This window comes from Rhodoferax lacus, from assembly GCF_003415675.1.
GTDB lineage: Bacteria > Pseudomonadota > Gammaproteobacteria > Burkholderiales > Burkholderiaceae_C > Allorhodoferax > Allorhodoferax lacus.
Window position 1 is genome coordinate 70373 of sequence record NZ_QFZK01000008.1, and the last position, 18924, is coordinate 89296.

Sequence of the window (18924 nt, forward strand, 5' to 3'; positions counted from 1 at the left end):
ATGGCCTTGCAGCGACGCTCCCTGCTGGCGATGCTGGCCCTGCCAGTGGCTTTGGCCACGCTGGCAGGCTGCGGCTTCAAGCTGCGCACCAGCCAGCCGCTGCCCTTTTCCACCATAGCGGTCACGCCGGAAAAATCAGGTGGCGTGGCCGGAGACCTGGCGCGTTACCTGGGTGACATCGTGCGGCCGGTGGCGCCGGGTGCCGGTGGTGAATTGCCCGAAGTGATTCTGGACATCCTGCAGGAAGGGCGCGAGAAATTGGTGGTGGGTGTGAACGCCTCCGGCCAGGTGCGCGAGTTCGAATTGCGCATGCGCGTCAACTTCAAACTGCGCACCGCCAAGGGCGTCGAGCTGATCGCGCCGTCGGTAATCGAGCAGCGCCGCAGCATCAGCTTCAACGAATCCGCCGTGCTGGCCAAGGAGGCCGAAGAGGTGCTGCTGTACCGCGACATGCAGGCCGACATCGTGCAACAGTTGCTGCGCCGCCTGGGGGCCTTCAAGATGCCAGGCCAGGCGTCCGCATTGCCCGCGGCACCTGTGCCGCCTCTGCCGTCCCCAGCACCCGAATAAAGCGGCCCATGCAAATCTCTGCGGCTCAACTGGCCAACCACCTGCAGCGCGGGCTCAAAAGCCTGTACACCCTGCATGGCGACGAGCCGCTGCTGCAGCAGGAGGCGCTGGACGCCATCCGCTTGCATGCGCGCAGCCAGGGCTTTAGCGAGCGCTCCTCGCACACCGTGTCGGGCGCGCACTTTGACTGGAGTGCCGTGCTGGCAGCCGGCGGCTCCATGAGCCTGTTTGCCGACAAGCAGATCATCGAGATCCGCATCCCCAGCGGCAAGCCCGGCAAGGACGGCAGCGTGGCCCTGCAGCAGTTGGCCGAGGCCTCGCGCGAGAACGCCGAGGTGCTGACCATTGTGCTGCTGCCGCGCATGGACAAGATGGGCAAGTCCGGCGCCTGGTTCTCGGCGCTGGAGAGTTTTGGCATCACCCTGGAAGTGCAGCCAGTGGAGCGCAGTGCCTTGCCGCAATGGATTGCCCAGCGCCTCTCTGCTTTGGGCCTGCGCGTGGAGCCGGGTGAGGCCGGGCAGCGCAGCTTGCAGTTTTTTGCCGACCGGGTGGAGGGCAACCTGCTGGCCGCGCACCAGGAAATCCAGAAGCTGGCCCTGCTGTTTCCGGCCGACTTGCACGGCGGCGTGCTGACTTTTGAGCAGATCGAGAGCGCGGTGCTCAACGTGGCGCGCTACGACGTCTTCAAGCTCTCCGAATCCGTGCTGGCGGGCAACCCCGAGCGGGTGCAGCGCATGCTGGACGGGTTGCAGGCCGAGGGCGAGGCCGAGGTGCTGGTGCACTACACCCTGGCAGAGGACATTCGTGCCCTCAAGCGCGTGAAAGACGCTATTGGCCAGGGCCGCCCCCTGCCGATGGCCCTGCGCGAAAACCGCATCTGGGGCAACAAGGAGCGCCTGTTCGAGCGCGTATTGCCGCGCCTCTCCAGTGCAGCCCTGGCGGAGCTGCTGCAGTCCGCACACCTGGTGGACGGCATTGTCAAAGGCCTCAAGCAACCCGACTGGCCTGCCAGTGGCTGGCAGGCCCTGCATCGGCTGGCGCTGCAGCTGTGCGGCCTGTGTGCCACGGGTGGGGCGGTATCCAAACCCCGCATTTGAGCCAAGCCCGTGGCGTTCTGCGAAAATCCCCGCATGAATGCGCTCAATATCTCCGAATACACCCAAACCCTGGGTTTGCAGGCCAAGGCTGCCGCATGCCACATGGCGGCTGCCTCCACCGCGTCCCGCAACAAGGCCCTGCGCCGCCTGGCCACCCTGCTGCGTGACAACACAGAGGCCCTGCAGCTGGACAATGCCAAAGACCTGGAGCGCGCCGTGGCTGCCGGTTTGTCCGCGCCCATGGTGGACCGCCTCAAGCTGAGCCCCAAAGTGCTGGAAACCTGTGCCCAGGGCTGCGAGCAGCTGGCCGCCATGGCCGATGTGATCGGTGAAATCATTGGCATGAAGCAGCAGCCCAGCGGCATCCGCGTGGGCCAGATGCGGGTGCCCATTGGCGTGTTCGGCATGATCTTCGAGAGCCGCCCCAACGTGACGATAGAGGCCGCCAGCCTGTCCATCAAGAGCGGCAATGCCTGCATCCTGCGCGGCGGCTCGGAGGCCATTGATTCCAACAAGGCGCTGGCCCGCCTGGTGCAGCAGGCCCTGAGTGACAGCGGCCTGCCCGCCGACGCGGTGCAGCTGGTGCAGACCACCGACCGCGAGGTGGTGGGCCAGCTCATCACCATGCCACAGTATGTGGACGTGATCATCCCGCGCGGTGGCAAGGGCCTGATTGAGCGCATCAGCCGTGATGCCAAGGTGCCGGTCATCAAGCACCTGGACGGCAACTGCCATGTCTATGTGGACGACCCCTGCGACATCGCCATGGCTGTCAAGGTGGCCGACAACGCCAAGACCAACAAGTACAGCCCCTGCAATGCTGCCGAAGGCCTGCTGGTGGCGCGCGGCGTGGCGGCTGAATTTTTGCCACTGATAGGCCGGGTGTACGCCGACAAGGGCGTGGAGATGCGCGTCTGCCCTGAGGGCCGGGCGATTCTGCAAGCGGTGCCGGGTGCCCAGCTGACGGACGCCAGCGAGCAGGATTGGTCCGAGGAGTACCTGGCACCCATCATCAGCGTGAAGGTGGTGTCGGGCCTGGACGAGGCGATTGCCCACATCAACCGCTATTCCAGCCACCACACCGACGCCATCCTCACGCGCGACCACATGCACGCCCAGCGCTTTCTGCGCGAGGTGGACTCGGCCAGCGTGATGGTCAACACCAGCACCCGCTTTGCCGACGGCTTTGAATACGGGCTGGGCGCCGAGATCGGCATCAGCACCGACAAGTTCCACGCCCGCGGCCCGGTGGGCATTGAGGGCCTGACCTCGCTCAAGTACGTGGTGCTGGGCGACGGCGAAGTGCGGCAATAGTTTGTGCACAGCGCTTGAATCCGGCCCGGCGGGCTCCATCTAAGGGTGTTGCTACATCCATAACAACGCATTTTTGAAAGTTCCCGCATGGTCCCGCACCTCGTCACCGCCCTGACTGGCCCCATCAACGAGCTGGAGCAGCGCGTGCTGGACTCCATGCCCGCCATCGAACGCTGGTTCCGTCTGGAGTGGATGGAGCACACGCCGCCGTTTTACTGCTCGGTGGATGTGCGCAACGCGGGTTTCAAGCTCGCACCCGTGGATACCGACCTCTATCCGCGCGGCTGGAACAACCTCACGCCTGCCATGCTGCCCCTGGCGGTGCAGGCCGCCATGGCGGCCATCGAGAAGATCTGCCCGGAAGCGCGCAACCTGCTCATCATTCCGGAAAACGACCTGGGCAACACCTTCTATCTCGCCAACCTGCAGCAGATGGCGCGCATCTTCCATATGGCCGGTCTCAACGTGCGCTTTGGCTCCATCAGCCCGGAGGTGAAGAAAAGCACCACCTTCAAGCTGCCCGATGGCGATACCCTGGTCCTGGAGCCGGTGATACGCACCCGTGGCCGCGTGGGCGTGAAAGACTTTGACCCCTGCACCATCCTGCTCAACAACGACCTGGTGGCCGGGGTGCCCGGCATTCTGGAAGACCTGAGCGAGCAGTACCTGCTGCCACCCCTGCACGCCAGCTGGAGCACGCGCCGGCGCAGCACCCATTTCAAGACCTACGAAGAAGTGGCCAAGCGCTTTGGCAAGCTCATCGGCGTGGACCCCTGGCTGATCAACCCCATGTTTGACCGCTGCGGCGGCGTGGACCTGGGCACCGACGAAGGCCTGGAAGCGCTCACCGCCCGGGTGGAGACCCTGCTGGCCAAGGTGAAGAAGAAGTACAAGGAATACGGCATCAAGGAGCGCGCCTTTGTGGTGGTCAAGGCCGACAACCTGGGCGGCAGTGCAGGATTGATGTCGGTGCGTGATGCCAAGGATGTGAATGCCCTGGCCAAAAAAGCACATGGTGCGGCGGGCAGCCCGTTCCAGGGCGTGCAGGAGCTGATCCTGCAGGAAGGTGTGCTGACCCTGGAGCGCATGAACGCCGCCGTGGCCGAACCGGTGGTCTACATGATGGACCGCTATGTGGTCGGCGGCTTCTACCGCATCCACGCCGAGCGTGGCATTGACGAAGACCTGAATGCGCCGGGTTCCGCCTATGTGCCACTGGCCTTTGACCAGAGCACCCATCTGCCCCAGCTCGGTGTGCGTCCCGGTGCCAGCGCACCCAACCGTTTCTATATGTATGGCGTGATTGGCCGCCTGGCCATGCTGGCAGCCAGCTACGAACTCGAAGCTACCGACCCGCAGGCAGAAAAGTACGATTAAGGCGCCTGGCCCCCGGGTCAGCTTCTACTGGTGTGGCGCGTCCCCATAGCACTTCGCAGGGGTGGGGGCAAGGCAGTTGCTGCGCCGCAACACGGTTTTGGCATGTCAAATATATGCGTCAGCGCCTGTTGCCCCCAGCTTGACCGGGCGCAAAATAGCGCTCCCGAACGGAATGGACTCCGGCCTCTCGCTGGGCCGGGATAACTTGTGTCAGCATCAAAATCGTCTCTAGCGGCGCTTACCCTGGGCGCCATCGGTGTCGTGTATGGGGATATTGGCACCAGCGTGCTGTATGCCATGAAGGAAGTCTTCGGATCTGGCCATGTGCCGTTCACCGAAGAAAACGTCTACGGCATTCTTTCCATCTTCTTCTGGACCCTGACGGTCATCGTCTCCCTCAAGTACGTGGTGCTGGTGCTGCGGGCCGACAACAAGGGTGAGGGCGGTCTGGTGGCCATGCTGGCGCTGGCCTCGCAGTCAGTGAAAGACCGGCCCAGGCTGCGCCGGGTGCTGCTGCTGGTAGGGGTGTTTGGCACCTGCCTGTTCTATGGTGATGGCGTCATTACCCCGGCCATCTCGGTGCTGTCGGCCGTGGAAGGCCTGGAGGTGATTTCCCCAACCTTCAAGAAGTATGTGATCCCCATCACGCTGGTGATCCTGTTTTGCCTGTTTGCAGTGCAAAAGCGCGGCACTGCGGGTATTGGCAAGTTCTTCGGGCCCATCACCGTGGTCTGGTTCCTCACGATTGCCACGCTCGGGGTGGTGCATATCATGGAGGATCCGGACATCCTGTGGGCCATCAGCCCCACCTACGCCCTGGGCTTTATCTGGAAGCAGCCCGGCACCACCTTCATCATTCTGGGTGCCGTGGTGCTGTGCGTGACCGGGGGCGAGGCCCTGTACGCCGACATGGGCCACTTTGGCAAGAAGCCGATCCGCGTGGCCTGGTTTTCCATTGTCATGCCCTGCCTGACGCTCAACTATTTCGGCCAAGGTGCCCTGCTGCTGACCCATCCGGAGGCTGTCAAGAACCCTTTCTTCAACATGGCGCCGGACTGGGCGCTGATACCGCTGGTCATCCTGGCCACCATGGCCACGGTGATTGCCTCGCAAGCCCTGATTTCGGGCGCCTTCTCGGTCACCAAGCAGATCATCCAGCTGGGCTATCTGCCGCGCCTGCAGGTGATGCACACCAGCGTCAAGGACATGGGCCAGATCTACCTGCCGTTCGTGAACTGGGGCCTGTTTGTCACCATTGTCCTGGCGGTGGTGATGTTCAAGTCGTCGAGCAACCTGGCCGCGGCCTACGGCATTGCGGTCTGTACTGACATGCTGATCACCACGGTGCTGACCTTCTACGTCATACGCCACGGCTGGAAGTACCCGCTGTGGCTGTGCATCGGCGCCACCGGTTTCTTCTTCGTGGTGGACTTTGCCTTCTGGGCCTCCAACCTGCTCAAGCTGTTTGACGGCGGCTGGTTCCCCTTGCTGATTGGTGGGGTGGTGTTCACCCTGATGCTGACCTGGAAGGACGGCCGGCGCCTGATGAACCAGAAGCTCAAGGCCGACGCCATCGACCTGCCGAGCTTTCTGGAGGCCGTGTTTGTCAGTCCACCCACGCGCGTGGATGGCACGGCCGTGTTCCTGACCGCCGAGGTCGGCACGGTGCCCAATGCGCTGTTGCACAACCTCAAGCACAACAAGGTGCTGCACGCCAACAACCTGTTTGTCACCGTGCGCAGCCACGAGACGCCCTGGATTGGCCTGGACAAACGCATCGAGATCGATTCCCTGGGTCACGACTGCTGGCAGGTGGTGATCAACTACGGCTTCAAGAACGATCCTGACGTGCCCAAGGCCCTGCAGCACATCAAGGCGCGTGGCTGCGACTTGAACGCCATGACCACCAGCTACTTCCTCTCGCGTGACACCGTGGTGCCCACGCTGGGCGAGGGCATGGCGCCCTGGCGTGAAAAGCTCTTTGCCCAAATGCACCGCAATGCCAGCGCCGCGGCCGACTTCCTGAACCTGCCCAACAACGCCGTGGTGGAGTTGGGCAGCAAGGTCGAAATCTAGGGGCCAGCACTGCATGCGGTTCTTGAAGGACTGGAGCCTCTCGGCCTTGAGCGCCGGCTTTGTTGCCGTGCTGGTGGGCTTTACCAGCTCGATTGCCATCGTCTTCCAGGCCGCACTTGCCTTTGGCGCCACCCCGGCGGTCATGGCCTCGTGGATGTGGGCCATCGGCCTGGGTATGGGTCTGTGCACCCTGGTGCCCTCGCTGTGGTTGAAGAAGCCCGTGATGGTGGCCTGGAGCACGCCCGGTGCGGCGGTGCTGGCCAGTGCCGGTGTGGCCGGCGGTTTCACTATGCACGACGCCGTGGGGGCCTTCATGCTGTGCGCAGCCCTCATCGTGCTGGTGGGTGCCACCGGCTGGTTCGAGCGCCTGATGGACCGCATTCCGGTGGCCATTGCCTCGGCCCTGTTGGCCGGTGTGCTGGCGCGCTTTGGCCTGTCGGCTTTCACGGCCGCGCAAACCAATCTGCCGCTGGTGGTGCTGATGCTGGTCACCTATTTGGCGGGCAAGCGCTTCCTGCCGCGCTATGCCGTGCCGCTCACCCTGCTGCTGGCCGTGGGCTATGTGGCGCTCACCCATGGATTTGTGGCCACCGACATCCAGTACGGCCTGACCACGCCGGTGTGGGTGTCGCCCGCGTTTTCTGTGTCGGCCTTTGTGAGTCTGGCGCTGCCGCTGTTCATCGTTACGATGGCCTCGCAAAACCTGCCGGGGGTGGCCGCCATCCGGGCTGCCGGTTTTGGTGACCAACGCGCCAATGGCGGCGATGCCGGCATCCCGATCTCGGCCACCATCACGCTCAGCGGCCTGTGCACCCTGCTGCTGGCGCCCTTTGGTGCCTTTGCCCTGAACCTGAGTGCCATCACGGCAGCCATCTGCATGGGGCCCGAGGCCCATGCCGATCCCAAGCGCCGCTACACGGCGGCCGTGTCCTGCGGCGCCATCTATGTGCTGGTGGGCCTGTTTGGCGCCACCATCATCGGCGTGCTCACGGCTTTCCCCAAGGAACTGGTGGCAGCCATTGCCGGCCTGGCCCTCTTGGGCAGCATTGCCGGGGGCTTGCGCGTTGCGCTGGACAAGGAGCAGGACCGCGAGGCCGCCACCATCACCTTTTTGGTCACCCTCAGCGGGGTCACGCTGGCCGGTGTAGGCTCGGCCTTTTGGGGTGTGGTGGCTGGTGCACTGGCGCTGGCCGTGCAGCACTGGCACAAGCCCCAAACCATTTAGCTTCCGTGGGGCCAGTCCCCGCGTTTCACACGTAAAGAACCATGCACATTCTGTTTGTCGCCGACCCGCTGGACTCGTTCAAGATCCACAAAGACACCACCTTTTCCATGATGCGCGAGGCCCAGCGCCGCGGCCACACGGTGGCGGCCTGCGAGCCCCGGCACATCGTCTGGCAGCGCGGCGGCGTGGTGCAGGCCCTGGTGCAGCGCATCTGCCTGACCGGCCACGCAGAGAACTGGTTTGAGGTCAGCGCCACCGAGACCGTGGCCCTGCATAGCTTTGACGCCATCATCATGCGCAAGGACCCGCCCTTTGACAGCGAGTTCTTCTACGCCACGCATCTGCTGGAGCAGGCCGAACGCGAGGGCGCGCGCGTCTTCAACCGCCCGCGCGCCCTGCGCGACCACCCGGAAAAGCTGGCCATCATGGAGTTCCCGCAATTCATTGGCCCCACGTTGGTCACACGCGACCCGCAGGCCGTACGCGCCTTCCACGCCGAGCACCGCGACATCATCCTGAAGCCTCTGGACGGCATGGGCGGCACCGGCATCTTCCGCGTCAAAGACGACGGCCTGAACCTGGGCGCCATCACCGAAACCCTGAACGCCGACGGCGCCCGGACCCTCATGGTGCAGAAGTTTTTGCCCGCCATTGAATTCGGCGACAAACGTGTGCTGGTGATTGGCGGCAAGCCCGTGCCCTTTTGCCTGGCGCGCATACCGCAGGGCGGCGAGGTGCGCGGCAACCTGGCCGCCGGTGGCAAGGGCGTGGCACAGCCCCTCACAGACGCTGACCGCGCCATTGCCGAAGCCCTGGGGCCGATCCTGGCCGCGCGCGGCCTGCTGCTGGTGGGCCTGGATGTGATTGGTGACAGCCTCACCGAAATCAATGTGACCAGCCCCACCTGCTTTCAGGAAATCACCGACCAGACTGGCTTTGATGTGCCCGCCATGTTTATCGATGCGCTGGAGGCGGCGCTGCAGAACCCGCTGGTGTAGTGCCTTCGGGCGGCCTTGGCGGCGTCCGAGGCCGGTTCCTGGTGAGGTGTGAAAAACCAATCGGTCTGAAATTTAAACTGGTTAGTTTTCATATATACCACACAGTATTTATGGATACTCAATGGTAACTATGATCCGTTTGCGTCACATTTTTGGCGCTTTAACGGATCTGGTATCCATTGGAGAATTCTGTGAAAAAGACACTTATTGCATCGTTGCTGGCATTTGGCGTGGTGTTGTCTGCCCAGGCCAAGGACATTGTGGACACCGCCGTGGCAGCCGGCAGTTTCAAGACACTGGCAACCGCCCTGACGGCAGCGGGACTGATTGACACACTCAAGGGCCCTGGCCCCTTCACCGTGTTTGCGCCCACCGATGAAGCCTTTGCCAAGGTACCCAAGGCCGATCTGGACGCCCTGCTCAAGGACAAGGCCAAGCTCACTGCGGTGCTGACCTACCACGTGGTGGCTGGCAAGGTGATGGCCGCCGATGTCAAGGCAGGCAAGGTCAAGACGGTGCAGGGGTCCGAGCTGACTGTCAGCACCATGGGTGGTGTCATGGTGGACAAAGCCCATGTCATCAAGACCGACATCGTGGCCGACAATGGCGTGATTCACGTCATCGACAGCGTCATCATGCCCAAGTAAACCGGGTCGCAACCAGCGGTTCTGCCAAGTCACCGGCTAGTCCGGTGCCTTGGCTTTTTTGCTTTTTGAGCACCTCAGACCAGCAAGGCGCCGTCGCAAAAAGCCCGCAGTTCGCCGGGCTGCATGGCCACCCAGTCCTCGTTGGTGGTGAGCGGTTCGGTCACCACAATCACCAGCCGGTCTTCGGGGCCGTTGAAGTCGGACAGGTCCATGCTGACATCCTCGTCCTTGAGATGCACCGAATTGAAGGGGTACTGGCGCTGCACATAGTGCAGCTTGGTGCTGGCGTGCGCCCACAGCGCCTGGCCGTTGCTCAGCAGAAAATTGAAGGTGCCGTGTCTGGCAATTTTGGGGGCCAGTTCAGCCAGGGTGTGGGAGAGTTCCTCCACCGAGGGCACCGTGGCATGCGACTTGTTGAGCTCTTGCATCAGCCAGCAAAACGCCAGCTCGCTGTCGGTGCTGCCTACCGGCTTGAAGGCTCCATGCAAAGGCGGGTTGAAGTCCTTGAGGTCGCCGTTGTGGGCAAAGAACCAGTAGCGGCCCCACAGTTCGCGCACAAAGGGGTGGCAGTTCTCCAGCGTCACCGCGCCTACCGTGGCCTTGCGCACGTGGGCTACGACATTGTGGCTTTTGATCGGGTAGCTGCGCAGCATCTGCGCTATCGGCGAGGTGGAGGCACTCTCCTTGTCGACAAAGTGCCGCGCCGCACGTCCCGGCGTCTGGCCATCGGCCTCGAAGAAGGCGATGCCCCAGCCATCCGAATGGTGGTCGGTGCAGCCCCCGCGTTGCGAAAACCCCGTGAAGCTCAAGGTCAGGCTGGCGGGCAGCCGACTGTTCATCCCTAGCAATTGGCACATGCGTTCAGTTTACTCCCGGTCAGCGTGAGGGCAGAGAGCGACACGCAGTGCGCGAACGTGGGGGCGACATTCAGCTTCTGGGTTCGGTCCAGAGCTTGCCTCCGGTGGCCCAGTTTTCGCGTTTCACGTCGGTGATCAGGATGTCCACCGAATCGGGGGAGCCGCCCAGCACTTCGACGGTGATGCGCGTGATCTCCTGCACCAGCTTGCGCTTTTGCTCGATGGTGCGGCCTTCAATCATTTCAATATGGTACGTGGGCATGTTTTGCTCGGCAGTTAGACTGCAGACATTGTATGGATGGACTGCCTGTTTTGCCCCCGCTGAATTCGAATATGCACATGACAGACGCGTTGTTGCAGCACGCGCAACGCTTGCCCACGGGCACCCGTTGGCTGCTGGCCCTGGTGTTTGGCCTGCATGCCCTGCTGGGTGCGGTGCTGGGCCTCTCGGTGGACGAGGCGCACTACGCGCTGTACGCCGCCCATCCCGCCCTGAGCTACTTTGACCATCCTCCCCTGGTGGGCTGGGCGCAGTGGCCACTGGTGGCCCTGGGTGCGCCCACCGTGGTGCTGCGCCTGGTGCCGGGCCTGCTGTGGCTGGGCACCCTGCTGCTGGTGTACCACCTGGCCCGGCGCTTGCAGGCCGCAGCGCCTGGCGGAGCAAGTGAGCAGGCCGGTTTCTGGGCTGTGGCCAGCCTCTTGCTGGCGCCCTTGATGCACATCCTGGGCATCAGCCTGTTGCCCGATACCTTGCTGATGTTCTGGTCTGCTGCGCTCATGCTGCAGACCCTGCGGCTGATGCAGCGCACGCAGCCCCCGGCACTGTCCCAGTGGCTGCTGCTGGGCGCCCTGCTGGGCCTGGCGGGCCTGAGCAAGTACACCGCCATCTTCACTGCCGCAGCCGTGGCCCTGTGCCTGCTGCGCGCGCATGGCATGGCGGTGTTGCGCCAGCCCGGCCTGTGGCTGGGTACGCTGCTGGCGCTGCTCATCGTCAGCCCGGTTCCGATCTGGAATGCGCAGAACCACTGGGTCTCGTTTGTCTACCAGGCCAAGCACGGCGCGGGCAGCGGCTGGCAGGGTTTGAATGTGGCGCGCTTTGGGCTGCTGCAACTGCTGGCCTATGGACCACTGCTGCTGTGGGGCTGGCAGGGCCTGCGGGTTGCCACTGCAGCGCAGCGCAGCCTGCTTGCTTTCTTTGTGATTCCCTTTGTGGTGCTGGCTTACCTGTCCGGTGGCGGCTCCAGCCTGCCGCACTGGACGGCACCGGCCTGGGTGGCGCTGGCACCGTTTGCCGGCGTGGGCCTGGCGCGCACCTGGGCTGCTGGCAAGCCTTGGGCGGTGCGCGCCCTGGTGCTGCTGCAGGCCCTTGCTTGCGTGGCCCTGCCCGCTGCCATGGTGAGTGCCGGCATGCCCTTCCTGCAAGGCCAGGCAGCCAGTGCCCAAGCCGGCAATGCGCCCAACCCGTTTGCCGACCTGCATGGCTGGGACGCCGCCGGAGAGCGCGCCCAAGCGCTGGCGGTGCAGCACGGCCTGGACGCGCTGGCGGTGCAAAACTGGACACTGGCCAGTCGCATCGGCTGGTATGCGCGGCCCCTGAAGGTGCATGTGCTGCACGACGGCTTTGACCAGTTTGACTTGTGGGCCGGCAAGCTGGCCGCGGGGGGCAGTGCGCTGCTGGTGGACTGGTCGCAGTTGCCCTATGAAACCCCGCTGGGTGCCCATGGCTTTGCCCAATGCAGCTGGCTGGAGCGCCAGGAGGTTCAGCGCCTGGGCTATGCCGTCTCCAGCTTCGATTTTTATGCCTGCAGCGGCTGGTCCGGCGCGCCCCAGCCGCGCCTGCGCTCCATGCCTCTCCAGCCGGGTGCGGATGCAGCCCGTTCTACGGCCACACCCTGATATGCGCAGCATGCCCTTTTCCCTCTTTCCGGCGCGCCTGTGGCTGCTGCCCTTGCTGGTCTTCGTGCTCTCGGCGCCGCTGTGGCTGCATGTCTGGGAGCCGGGCATGTTCGTGTTTCTCAACCAGCTGTGCCTGCCGGTGGCCGCACCGGTGTGGACCGGGCTGTCCTTGCTGGGCAATGGCTGGGGCGTTCTGGCGGTCACAGCGCCGCTGCTGCGCTGCGCGCCGCGATTGATGTGGGCCTGGGTGTGTGCGGCGCCCTTTGCCATTGTGTTTGCCCGCGTGGGCAAGGCCTATCTGGTCAGCCCGCGCCCGGCGGCCGAGGTGGACAACGCACAGATGCGCATCGTGGGTGAGGTGCTGCACAACGTCTCCATGCCTTCGGGCCACACCACCACGGCCTTCGCTGTGGCCAGCGCTATTTTCTTTGCCCTGACGCCCCGGCAGCGCAAGCGGCACGGGTGGATTCTGCTGCTGGCGCTGGGTGCGGGTCTGTCGCGCATTGCGGTGGGTGCGCACTGGCCGGGCGATGTGGCGGTAGGCATCAGCTTGGGATTGTTGGCCGGCCTGCTGGGTAACGTGCTGCTGGCGAGCCTGCCTGCGCGCTGCCTGGACGCGTCGCACTGGAGCCTGCGGCTGCTGGCGCTGCTGGTGCTGTGCGCGGTGTATTTTCTGCTGACTGAGGAGCTGGACTTTGCCGAGAACCTGCCGCTTCAGCGGCTGCTGGCGGGCGTGGCGCTGCTGTCGGTGCTGGCCTTTGCCATGCGCAGCGCCAGGGCGCTCAAGGCCTCGTAGGCGGCACCGGCCTGCGCATCCCATTGCGTGACGGCGGCGGCCTGTTGGGCAATGGCTGCCACGTCGCCCCGTGCGGCCGGGCCGGTGAGCGCGCCTTGTGGCCCCAGGCGCGTGATGTTGGCCACCGCATTGTTCAGCAGGGCGGCACGCAAACCCGGCAGTAAATCGGTGGGCACACCGCTGGCCGTCCAGGCCTCTTCGGCCACGTTCTGCAGCACCGGCAGGAAGTTGGTGGCGAATACGGCGGCTGCGTGGTAGAGCAGCTTGTCCTGGCTTTTCACCGCAAAACAGCGGGCCTCAATGGCCGTGAAGGCCTGGTGCAACAGAGCCGTGGCCAAGGTATCGCCCTCCAGCGCGCAGGGCGTGCCGGAGAACTGCTGCAGGGCGGCCTGAGCCGAGGCAAAACTGAGGATGCAGTGGGCGCTGGCGGTCTGCCAGCCCTTGGCTGCCAGCGGCGCCAGCAGGGCCGCGCTTTGCGCGCCGCTGCAGTGGAAGACGGTGGCGGGCGGTAGCTGCTCTGCCTGTGCTGCCAGCGCCTGTGCCGTGGCTGCAATGTGGGCGTCCGGCACGGCCAGCATCCAGACATCGGCGGCACGCATATGGGCAGCTTGTGTCACCGGTGTGCCGGCGCCCATGAAGTGGCAGGCGGCCTGCGCGCTGGCGGGTGATTGGGTCAGCACATCCTGCAAAGCGAAGACGCCTTGGCTGTGCCACAGGCGCCCCAGGGTTTGGCCTACGCGTCCGGCGCCGATGATGTTGAGGGTTTGCATGGTGCGAGTTCCCGGGCGCGCTGTGGGCCTAGACGATGAGCGGCGGCTCTTCCATGGCTTCGAGCTGCTCCTCGAGCATCTGCACCTGCCCCTGCCAATAGTCGCTGCTGCCAAACCACGGAAAGTTGGCCGGAAACGTCGGGTCGGTCCAGCGCCGCGCCAACCAGGCGCTGTAGTGGATCAGGCGCAGCGTGCGCAGCGGCTCGATCAAGGCCAACTCAGCCCGGTCAAATTCGCGGAACTGCTCATAGCCATCCACCAACGCGCCGAGCTGGCGCTGGCGCTGCTGGCGGTCACCGCTGAGCAGCATCCAGAAGTCCTGCACGGCCGGGCCTGTGCGGGCATCGTCCAGGTCCACAAAGTGGGGCCCGGGCCCGAGGTTGGGTGCGGCATCGGCCGGGGTCCAGAGGATGTTGCCAGGGTGGCAGTCGCCATGCAGGCGCAGCACGCGGATGTCTCCTTTGGGCGCTTCGGCGTTGAGCGTGTCGTAGCTCCGGATCACGGCAATGGCTTTTTCCACGCCGCGCGTCCAGGCCGTCTGCACATCCAGCGGCACCATGTCGTGGCCCAGCAGCCACTGCATGGGTTCCTCGGCAAAGGTCTGCACGTTGAGTGCCGGGCGGGTGACAAAGGGCTTGCGGGCCCCCACGGTGTGGATGCGCGCCAGAAAGCGGCCTATCCACTCCAGTACCTCACCATCGTCGAGCTCGGGCGGGCGTCCACCGCGGCGCGGGCTCACGCTGAACCAAAAGCCGCCAAAGGTATGCAGGGTTTTGCCGTTTGCCGCATCGGGCAGCACCAGGGGGCCAATGGCGGGCACCTCAAAGGCCATCAGCTCGGCGGCGAAGGCGTGCTCTTCCAGAATCTGGGCCTCGCTCCAGCGCTCGGGCCGGTAGAACTTGGCCACCACCGAGGTGCCGTCTTCCAGCTGCACCTGGTAGACCCGGTTTTCGTAGGAGGAGAGTGCGGTCAGGCGCCCGTCACCGCGCAGGCCCACGCTCTCCAGGGCATCGAGAACCAGATCGGGCGTGAGGGATTCAAAGGCATGGGTCATGCACCCATTGTCGCGCTATCAGAATGGCCAGTCGGAATCCGAGTCGGAGTAGCCGCCTGTGAGTGCGCCATGCTGGGAGGGGGCATCGCCCAGAAGCTCGAAGGGCACGGCCTGCTTGACCAGGATGATGGTGCAAGGTGCGTCCATGGCCACCTTGATGGGCACGGTGGCTACAAAGCGCTGGGTCAAGAGGCCGTGGGTGGCCGCACCCATGACGATGACGCTCACGTTGTTGCCCCGCGCATAGTCCAGCAGGGCCTGCGCCACATCGCCCGACTCCAGCACGTGGAAGGACATCTGCTGGTCCGGTTGGTCCAGCGGTTGCGCCCATTGCTGCAGGGTGCTGAGGTAGCGCCGGTGCACATTGGTCTCGCTTTTGGCCTCATCCGAGGCGCTGGTCTGGCTGGGGGATATCACGGTGACGCAGGCCAGGCGCGCACCGGGCCGCGTGCCCAGCGAGCGCGCCACGGCCTGGCGCAGGGAGTACAGCGTGGCGTCGGTCACGTCCTTGTGCGGCACGGCGACCATGACGATGGGCACCTCGTCAATCTGCTGCGAGGGCAGGGGGCTGGGCTGGTAGTGCATGCCCGCGGCCTTGATCCAGCGCTTGAAGTGGGTGCGAAAGCTCGTTCCCGTGACGTTGTTGCCGCGCGCCGTGACGCGGATCTGCTCCGGCTTGGACAAATCAAACGCCAGGTGCGCGCCCGAGGGGTAGCGCAGCGCCGCCTCAGGCTCCAGGCAGCGCAACACCACTTCCTGCAACCAGGGTGGCAGGTCGGGCTTGAGCTTGCGCGGCGGCGTCGGGTCCATCCACAGGCGCTGGCGCATGCCGGCGGCGGTTTGCGGCTCGCCAAAGGGCAGCTCGCCGGTGCACAGCTGGTAGAGCATCACACCAATGGCGAAGATGTCGCTGCGCGGGTCACCGCGCACGCCCACCACCTGCTCGGGCGCAATCCAGGCGGGTGAGCCCACGGCCTTGCGCAGCTGCTCGGCCAGCAGGTCGGGGTAGTGGGCGTGGCAGGACAGGCCGAAGTCCAGCAGCACCGCACTGCCGTCCGCGCGGATCAGCACATTGGCGGGCTTGAGGTCCAGGTGCACCGTGTTTTGCTGGTGCAGGGCATGCACGGCCTGCGCCATGGCGACACCCAGGCGGGCAATCTCGTCCACGCCGGGCAGGGTGTCCGCGTCCAGCCAGCTTTGCAGGGTGCGGCCGTGCACGTACTCCATCACCAAGTAGGGCACGCGGTTCAGGTCGCCGGCGGCAACAAAGCGCGGCACATGGCTGCCGGTGAGCACCTGCATGATCTGCGTCTCGACCTCGAAGCTGACGATGTTCTCGGCACCGTCCCCGGCGGTCATGCGCGGGATCTTCATGGCCATGGGGAATCCGGGGCCACTCCGGTTATCGGCGTAGCGCACTTCGTAGATGTGGGCCATGCCGCCGGAGTGGATGCATTCCTCCACCACAAATCCGTCCAGCACGGTACCGGGTTCCAGCAGTTTCATCGGCCCTTCTCCAGTCGGTCGGCAAAGTAGTGCGGCAGCCCGGCCGCGCGTATGGCCCAGGCGGCAGCCCCATGGTCGTAGGGTACGCGGTGGAAGGTGAGCTGCCAGCGCTCGGTATCCAGCACGGCGTACATGGCCTCGGGCCTGCCGTCGCGCGGCTGGCCGACTGAACCCACGGTGGCCAGCCACTGGCGGTGGCTTGGCACCGGCACCGCCACGCCGGGCTGGGGTGTGAACTTCATCAGGCTGGCGGTGGATCCGCGGTAGTACAGGCTTTGCTCGTGCACGTGGCCGCCAAACACGTAGCGCACACCAGCCCAGCCGTTGATGGCTGCATCCAGGCTGGCGGTGGCGGCGCGCTCGTCATAGACATAGCGCCAGAGTTCGGGGCCGTCGGCACTGGCGTGCACCAGCAGGACCTTGTCCAGTTGGGCGCTCAGGGGGAGTGCGTCCAGCCAGTCGCGCTGCTCGGGCGTGAGCTGGTTGTGGGTCCAGGCGGCGGTGCTGGCACCTACGTTTTTGACTTCTGCCGGGGGGTGCACGGCCATCTCGTCGTGGTTGCCCTTGAGCACCAGGGCACCTTCTTCGGTGAGCAGCATGATGCGCTCCAGCACCGCGTCGGGGTCGGCACCGTAGCCGACCATGTCACCCAGAAAGGCAAAGCGTTGCGCCTTCTGCGCGCGCGCATGGTGCAAGCAGGCGTCCAGCGCCTGGATGTTGCCGTGGATGTCGGACATCAATGCCAGTCTCATGCGGTCTCCGGAATTTTTTGGGCTTGTTATGGCCCCAATCATGCCGCAGCTGGCTGACGCGAGGGTTGCAGCGCTATTTGTTGAAGCGTTTGCGCGTCAGGGCCAGTGCCACCCAGAACGACACACTGGCGTAAGTCGCCAGCACCAGCAGGTGGCGGGCAGCGTCGGTAGGCCACTGGTCCATGAACAGGGGTCGCACCAGGGCCACGGCGCTGGCCAGGGGCAGCCAGTCGGCCACCAGGCGCACGCTGGCAGGGAGTTGCTCCAGCGGGAAGAACACGCCGCTCAGGAACATCACCGGGGTGAGGAACAGGGTGAAGTAGTAGGTGAAGAAGTCGTAGCCCTTGGCCAGTGCGTTGAACACCAGGGCCATGCAGCTGAAGGTCACGCCCACGCCAAACAGGATGGGCCAGGCCAGCAGGATCTTGGGTGAATGGGTGATGCCCAGCGCCAGCATGACGCCGATGATGGCGGTGACCGTGAACAGGGCCTTGAAGGCGGCCCACAGCATCTCGGCCAGCACGATGTCGTCCAGGCCCACGGGCGCGTTCATGATGCCGTCCCAGGTCTTTTGCACATGCATGCGCGAGAAGGCCGAATACAGCGCCTCGAATGACGCCGCCTGCATGGCGCTCATGCAGATGGAGCCACTGGCCAGGAACAGGATGTAGGGCACGGGCACCGGCCCTTGCGGTGTTTGTACCGTGATCTGGCCGACCAGCGCGCCCATGCCGTAGCCAAAGGCCACCAGCCACATCAGCGGCTCGGCAATATTGCCCACCAGGCTGGGAATGGCCAGCTTGCGCCAGACCAGCAGGTTGCGCAGGAACACGGGCCAGAAGCGCAGGGAGAGTTGGGGCGCGCGCCAGACGTTCTGCGTAGTTGGGATTGAATTGTTAATCATAGAAAAGGTCTTCGCCTGCAAGGTATTTTTCAGGGACACCGCAGAACCGGCTTCGCCGGGCTGCTGGTGTTGCCCCCTGCAAGGGGGAAAGAGGCCACACGCAGTGGGCAAGCCGGGGGGTGTGCATACCTAGGCGTCTTCCCGGATCTGGCGGCCCGTCAATTTCAAAAACAAATCTTCCAGGTTGGCCGGCCGGTGCAGGGTGCGCAGGTTCGGGTGTATGCCCAGGGCGTCCAGCAGGTCGCGGGCGTTCTGGGTGTAGAAAAACACGGTCTCGCCGCTCACCTCCACGCGCGCGGCATAGGCGCGCAACGGGCTGTCCACCAGGCCCAGGGCGCCGTTGCCATACACCTCCACCACATCGGGCTCCAGGTGCGCGGCAATCAGCTCGCGTGGGGTGCCTTCGGCAATCTTCTTGCCGTGGTCCAGCACCAGCAGGCGCGTGCACAGGCGTTCGGCCTCGTCCATGAAGTGGGTGGTGAGCAAAATGGATTTGCCCTGTTGCAGCAGCAGCTGCAATCGCTCCCACATCAGGTGGCGGGCCTGCGGGTCCAGACCGGTGGTGGGCTCGTCGAGCAGCAGCAGCCGGGGGTCGTTGACCAGTGCGCGCGCCAGCGACAGGCGGCGCTTCATGCCGCCCGAGAGTTCACCAGGCTTGGCACTGGCTTTGCTGGTGAGCGAGGCGAATTCCAGCAGCTCGGGGATGCGCGCCCGGATGTCACGGTCCTTCATGCCGAAGTAGCGGCCGTAGACCAGCAGGTTTTCCGCGCAGGAAAAGTCCGGATCCAGCGTGTCGAGCTGCGTCACCACGCCCAGCTGCGCCTTGATGGCCAGCGCATCACGCGGCATCTCCAGGCCCATGGCGTGGATGCTGCCGCTGTCGGGTGCAGTCAGCCCCAGGCACATGCGGATGGTGGTGGTTTTGCCCGCACCGTTGGGGCCGATCACGCCCAGGCATTCGCCCGGCGCGATCGAGAAGGACAGGTCGCGCACCACCTCGGTGTCGCCGTAGCGCTTGACCAGGTTGCGGGCGCTGAAGAAGTCAGCGGGTGTGGAAGATGCAGTGTCGGGCGGCATGATGCGGG

General features: G+C 64.8%; 18 protein-coding genes. 10 read left to right on the top strand and 8 right to left on the bottom strand.

The window, feature by feature from the left end; all coding sequences use genetic code 11:
* From DIC66_RS13500 to DIC66_RS13535, 8 genes are all read left to right on the top strand, one after another.
* Entirely contained in the window at positions 1–570 is a 570-nt protein-coding gene (locus DIC66_RS13500) for an LPS-assembly lipoprotein LptE (RefSeq protein ID WP_338052496.1), read from the top strand.
* Between the two features lie 8 nt (positions 571–578).
* Entirely contained in the window at positions 579–1667 is a 1089-nt protein-coding gene (holA, locus tag DIC66_RS13505; protein WP_117178067.1) for a DNA polymerase III subunit delta, read from the top strand.
* A gap of 33 nt (positions 1668–1700) precedes the next feature.
* Complete coding sequence (locus tag DIC66_RS13510) at positions 1701–2981, top strand: glutamate-5-semialdehyde dehydrogenase (RefSeq protein WP_117178069.1); 1281 nt, start codon at positions 1701–1703, stop codon at positions 2979–2981.
* A gap of 87 nt (positions 2982–3068) precedes the next feature.
* Positions 3069–4358, top strand: coding sequence for a glutamate--cysteine ligase (gshA, locus tag DIC66_RS13515; protein ID WP_117178071.1), 1290 nt, complete (start codon positions 3069–3071; stop codon positions 4356–4358).
* A 207-nt stretch (positions 4359–4565) separates the two neighbouring features.
* Complete coding sequence (locus DIC66_RS13520; protein WP_117178073.1) at positions 4566–6434, top strand: potassium transporter Kup; 1869 nt, start codon at positions 4566–4568, stop codon at positions 6432–6434.
* A 13-nt stretch (positions 6435–6447) separates the two neighbouring features.
* Positions 6448–7659 (top strand): benzoate/H(+) symporter BenE family transporter, encoded by a 1212-nt coding sequence (locus tag DIC66_RS13525; protein ID WP_117178075.1) that lies wholly within the window; start codon positions 6448–6450, stop codon positions 7657–7659.
* 41 nt (positions 7660–7700) lie between these two features.
* Positions 7701–8657, top strand: a complete 957-nt coding sequence (gene gshB / locus DIC66_RS13530; protein ID WP_117178077.1) for a glutathione synthase — start codon at positions 7701–7703, stop codon at positions 8655–8657.
* A gap of 191 nt (positions 8658–8848) precedes the next feature.
* A complete protein-coding gene (locus tag DIC66_RS13535; protein ID WP_117178263.1) occupies positions 8849–9304 on the top strand; it encodes a fasciclin domain-containing protein in 456 nt (151 codons plus the stop codon).
* Between the two features lie 74 nt (positions 9305–9378).
* On the opposite strand, the gene DIC66_RS13540 is transcribed toward DIC66_RS13535, so the two are convergent.
* Entirely contained in the window at positions 9379–10161 is a 783-nt protein-coding gene (locus DIC66_RS13540; RefSeq protein WP_117178079.1) for a class II glutamine amidotransferase, read from the bottom strand.
* Between the two features lie 70 nt (positions 10162–10231).
* The gene (locus DIC66_RS13545) at positions 10232–10423 is read right to left on the bottom strand and encodes a 4-oxalocrotonate tautomerase (RefSeq protein ID WP_117178081.1); all 192 of its coding nucleotides are present in this window, start codon (positions 10421–10423) and stop codon (positions 10232–10234) included.
* Between the two features lie 77 nt (positions 10424–10500).
* Here DIC66_RS13545 and DIC66_RS13550 point away from each other — a divergent pair, with 77 nt between their 5' ends.
* Together DIC66_RS13550 and DIC66_RS13555 are read left to right on the top strand one after the other, a co-directional pair.
* A complete protein-coding gene (locus DIC66_RS13550) occupies positions 10501–12057 on the top strand; it encodes an ArnT family glycosyltransferase (RefSeq protein WP_158558909.1) in 1557 nt (518 codons plus the stop codon).
* A 10-nt stretch (positions 12058–12067) separates the two neighbouring features.
* Positions 12068–12853: a phosphatase PAP2 family protein gene (locus DIC66_RS13555; RefSeq protein ID WP_158558910.1), complete on the top strand. Its 786-nt coding sequence runs from the start codon at positions 12068–12070 to the stop codon at positions 12851–12853.
* Here DIC66_RS13555 and DIC66_RS13560 read toward each other — a convergent pair.
* From DIC66_RS13560 to DIC66_RS13585, 6 genes are all read right to left on the bottom strand, one after another.
* Positions 12772–13623: a Rossmann-like and DUF2520 domain-containing protein gene (locus DIC66_RS13560; protein WP_117178085.1), complete on the bottom strand. Its 852-nt coding sequence runs from the start codon at positions 13621–13623 to the stop codon at positions 12772–12774. The genes DIC66_RS13555 and DIC66_RS13560 overlap by 82 nt on opposite strands.
* A 28-nt stretch (positions 13624–13651) precedes the next feature.
* Positions 13652–14677, bottom strand: a complete 1026-nt coding sequence (locus tag DIC66_RS13565; protein WP_117178087.1) for a serine/threonine protein kinase — start codon at positions 14675–14677, stop codon at positions 13652–13654.
* A gap of 18 nt (positions 14678–14695) precedes the next feature.
* Complete coding sequence (locus tag DIC66_RS13570) at positions 14696–16183, bottom strand: serine/threonine protein kinase (protein WP_117178089.1); 1488 nt, start codon at positions 16181–16183, stop codon at positions 14696–14698.
* A complete protein-coding gene (locus DIC66_RS13575) occupies positions 16180–16935 on the bottom strand; it encodes a metallophosphoesterase family protein (RefSeq protein ID WP_117178091.1) in 756 nt (251 codons plus the stop codon). Before DIC66_RS13575 ends, DIC66_RS13570 begins: the two co-directional genes overlap by 4 nt.
* A gap of 73 nt (positions 16936–17008) precedes the next feature.
* Positions 17009–17839: an ABC transporter permease gene (locus tag DIC66_RS13580; protein ID WP_117178093.1), complete on the bottom strand. Its 831-nt coding sequence runs from the start codon at positions 17837–17839 to the stop codon at positions 17009–17011.
* Positions 17840–17968: 129 nt separating this feature from the next.
* Entirely contained in the window at positions 17969–18916 is a 948-nt protein-coding gene (locus DIC66_RS13585) for an ATP-binding cassette domain-containing protein (RefSeq protein ID WP_117178094.1), read from the bottom strand.
* Between the last annotated feature and the right edge of the window lie 8 nt (positions 18917–18924).

Excerpts from the sequence above, each read along its gene's own strand:
- DIC66_RS13550 (WP_158558909.1), top strand. The coding sequence starts at position 10,501 with ATGACAGACGCGTTGTTGCAGCACGCGCAACGCTTGCCCACGGGCACC.
- DIC66_RS13555 (WP_158558910.1), top strand. The coding sequence starts at position 12,068 with ATGCCCTTTTCCCTCTTTCCGGCGCGCCTGTGGCTGCTGCCCTTGCTG.
- DIC66_RS13510 (WP_117178069.1), top strand. The coding sequence starts at position 1,701 with ATGAATGCGCTCAATATCTCCGAATACACCCAAACCCTGGGTTTGCAG.
- DIC66_RS13585 (WP_117178094.1), bottom strand. The coding sequence starts at position 18,916 with ATGCCGCCCGACACTGCATCTTCCACACCCGCTGACTTCTTCAGCGCC.
- DIC66_RS13565 (WP_117178087.1), bottom strand. The coding sequence starts at position 14,677 with ATGACCCATGCCTTTGAATCCCTCACGCCCGATCTGGTTCTCGATGCC.
- DIC66_RS13560 (WP_117178085.1), bottom strand. The coding sequence starts at position 13,623 with ATGCAAACCCTCAACATCATCGGCGCCGGACGCGTAGGCCAAACCCTG.
- DIC66_RS13570 (WP_117178089.1), bottom strand. The coding sequence starts at position 16,183 with ATGAAACTGCTGGAACCCGGTACCGTGCTGGACGGATTTGTGGTGGAG.
- DIC66_RS13580 (WP_117178093.1), bottom strand. The coding sequence starts at position 17,839 with ATGATTAACAATTCAATCCCAACTACGCAGAACGTCTGGCGCGCGCCC.
- holA (WP_117178067.1), top strand. The coding sequence starts at position 579 with ATGCAAATCTCTGCGGCTCAACTGGCCAACCACCTGCAGCGCGGGCTC.
- DIC66_RS13540 (WP_117178079.1), bottom strand. The coding sequence starts at position 10,161 with ATGTGCCAATTGCTAGGGATGAACAGTCGGCTGCCCGCCAGCCTGACC.
- DIC66_RS13525 (WP_117178075.1), top strand. The coding sequence starts at position 6,448 with ATGCGGTTCTTGAAGGACTGGAGCCTCTCGGCCTTGAGCGCCGGCTTT.
- DIC66_RS13500 (WP_338052496.1), top strand. The coding sequence starts at position 1 with ATGGCCTTGCAGCGACGCTCCCTGCTGGCGATGCTGGCCCTGCCAGTG.
- gshA (WP_117178071.1), top strand. The coding sequence starts at position 3,069 with ATGGTCCCGCACCTCGTCACCGCCCTGACTGGCCCCATCAACGAGCTG.
- gshB (WP_117178077.1), top strand. The coding sequence starts at position 7,701 with ATGCACATTCTGTTTGTCGCCGACCCGCTGGACTCGTTCAAGATCCAC.
- DIC66_RS13545 (WP_117178081.1), bottom strand. The coding sequence starts at position 10,423 with ATGCCCACGTACCATATTGAAATGATTGAAGGCCGCACCATCGAGCAA.
- DIC66_RS13575 (WP_117178091.1), bottom strand. The coding sequence starts at position 16,935 with ATGAGACTGGCATTGATGTCCGACATCCACGGCAACATCCAGGCGCTG.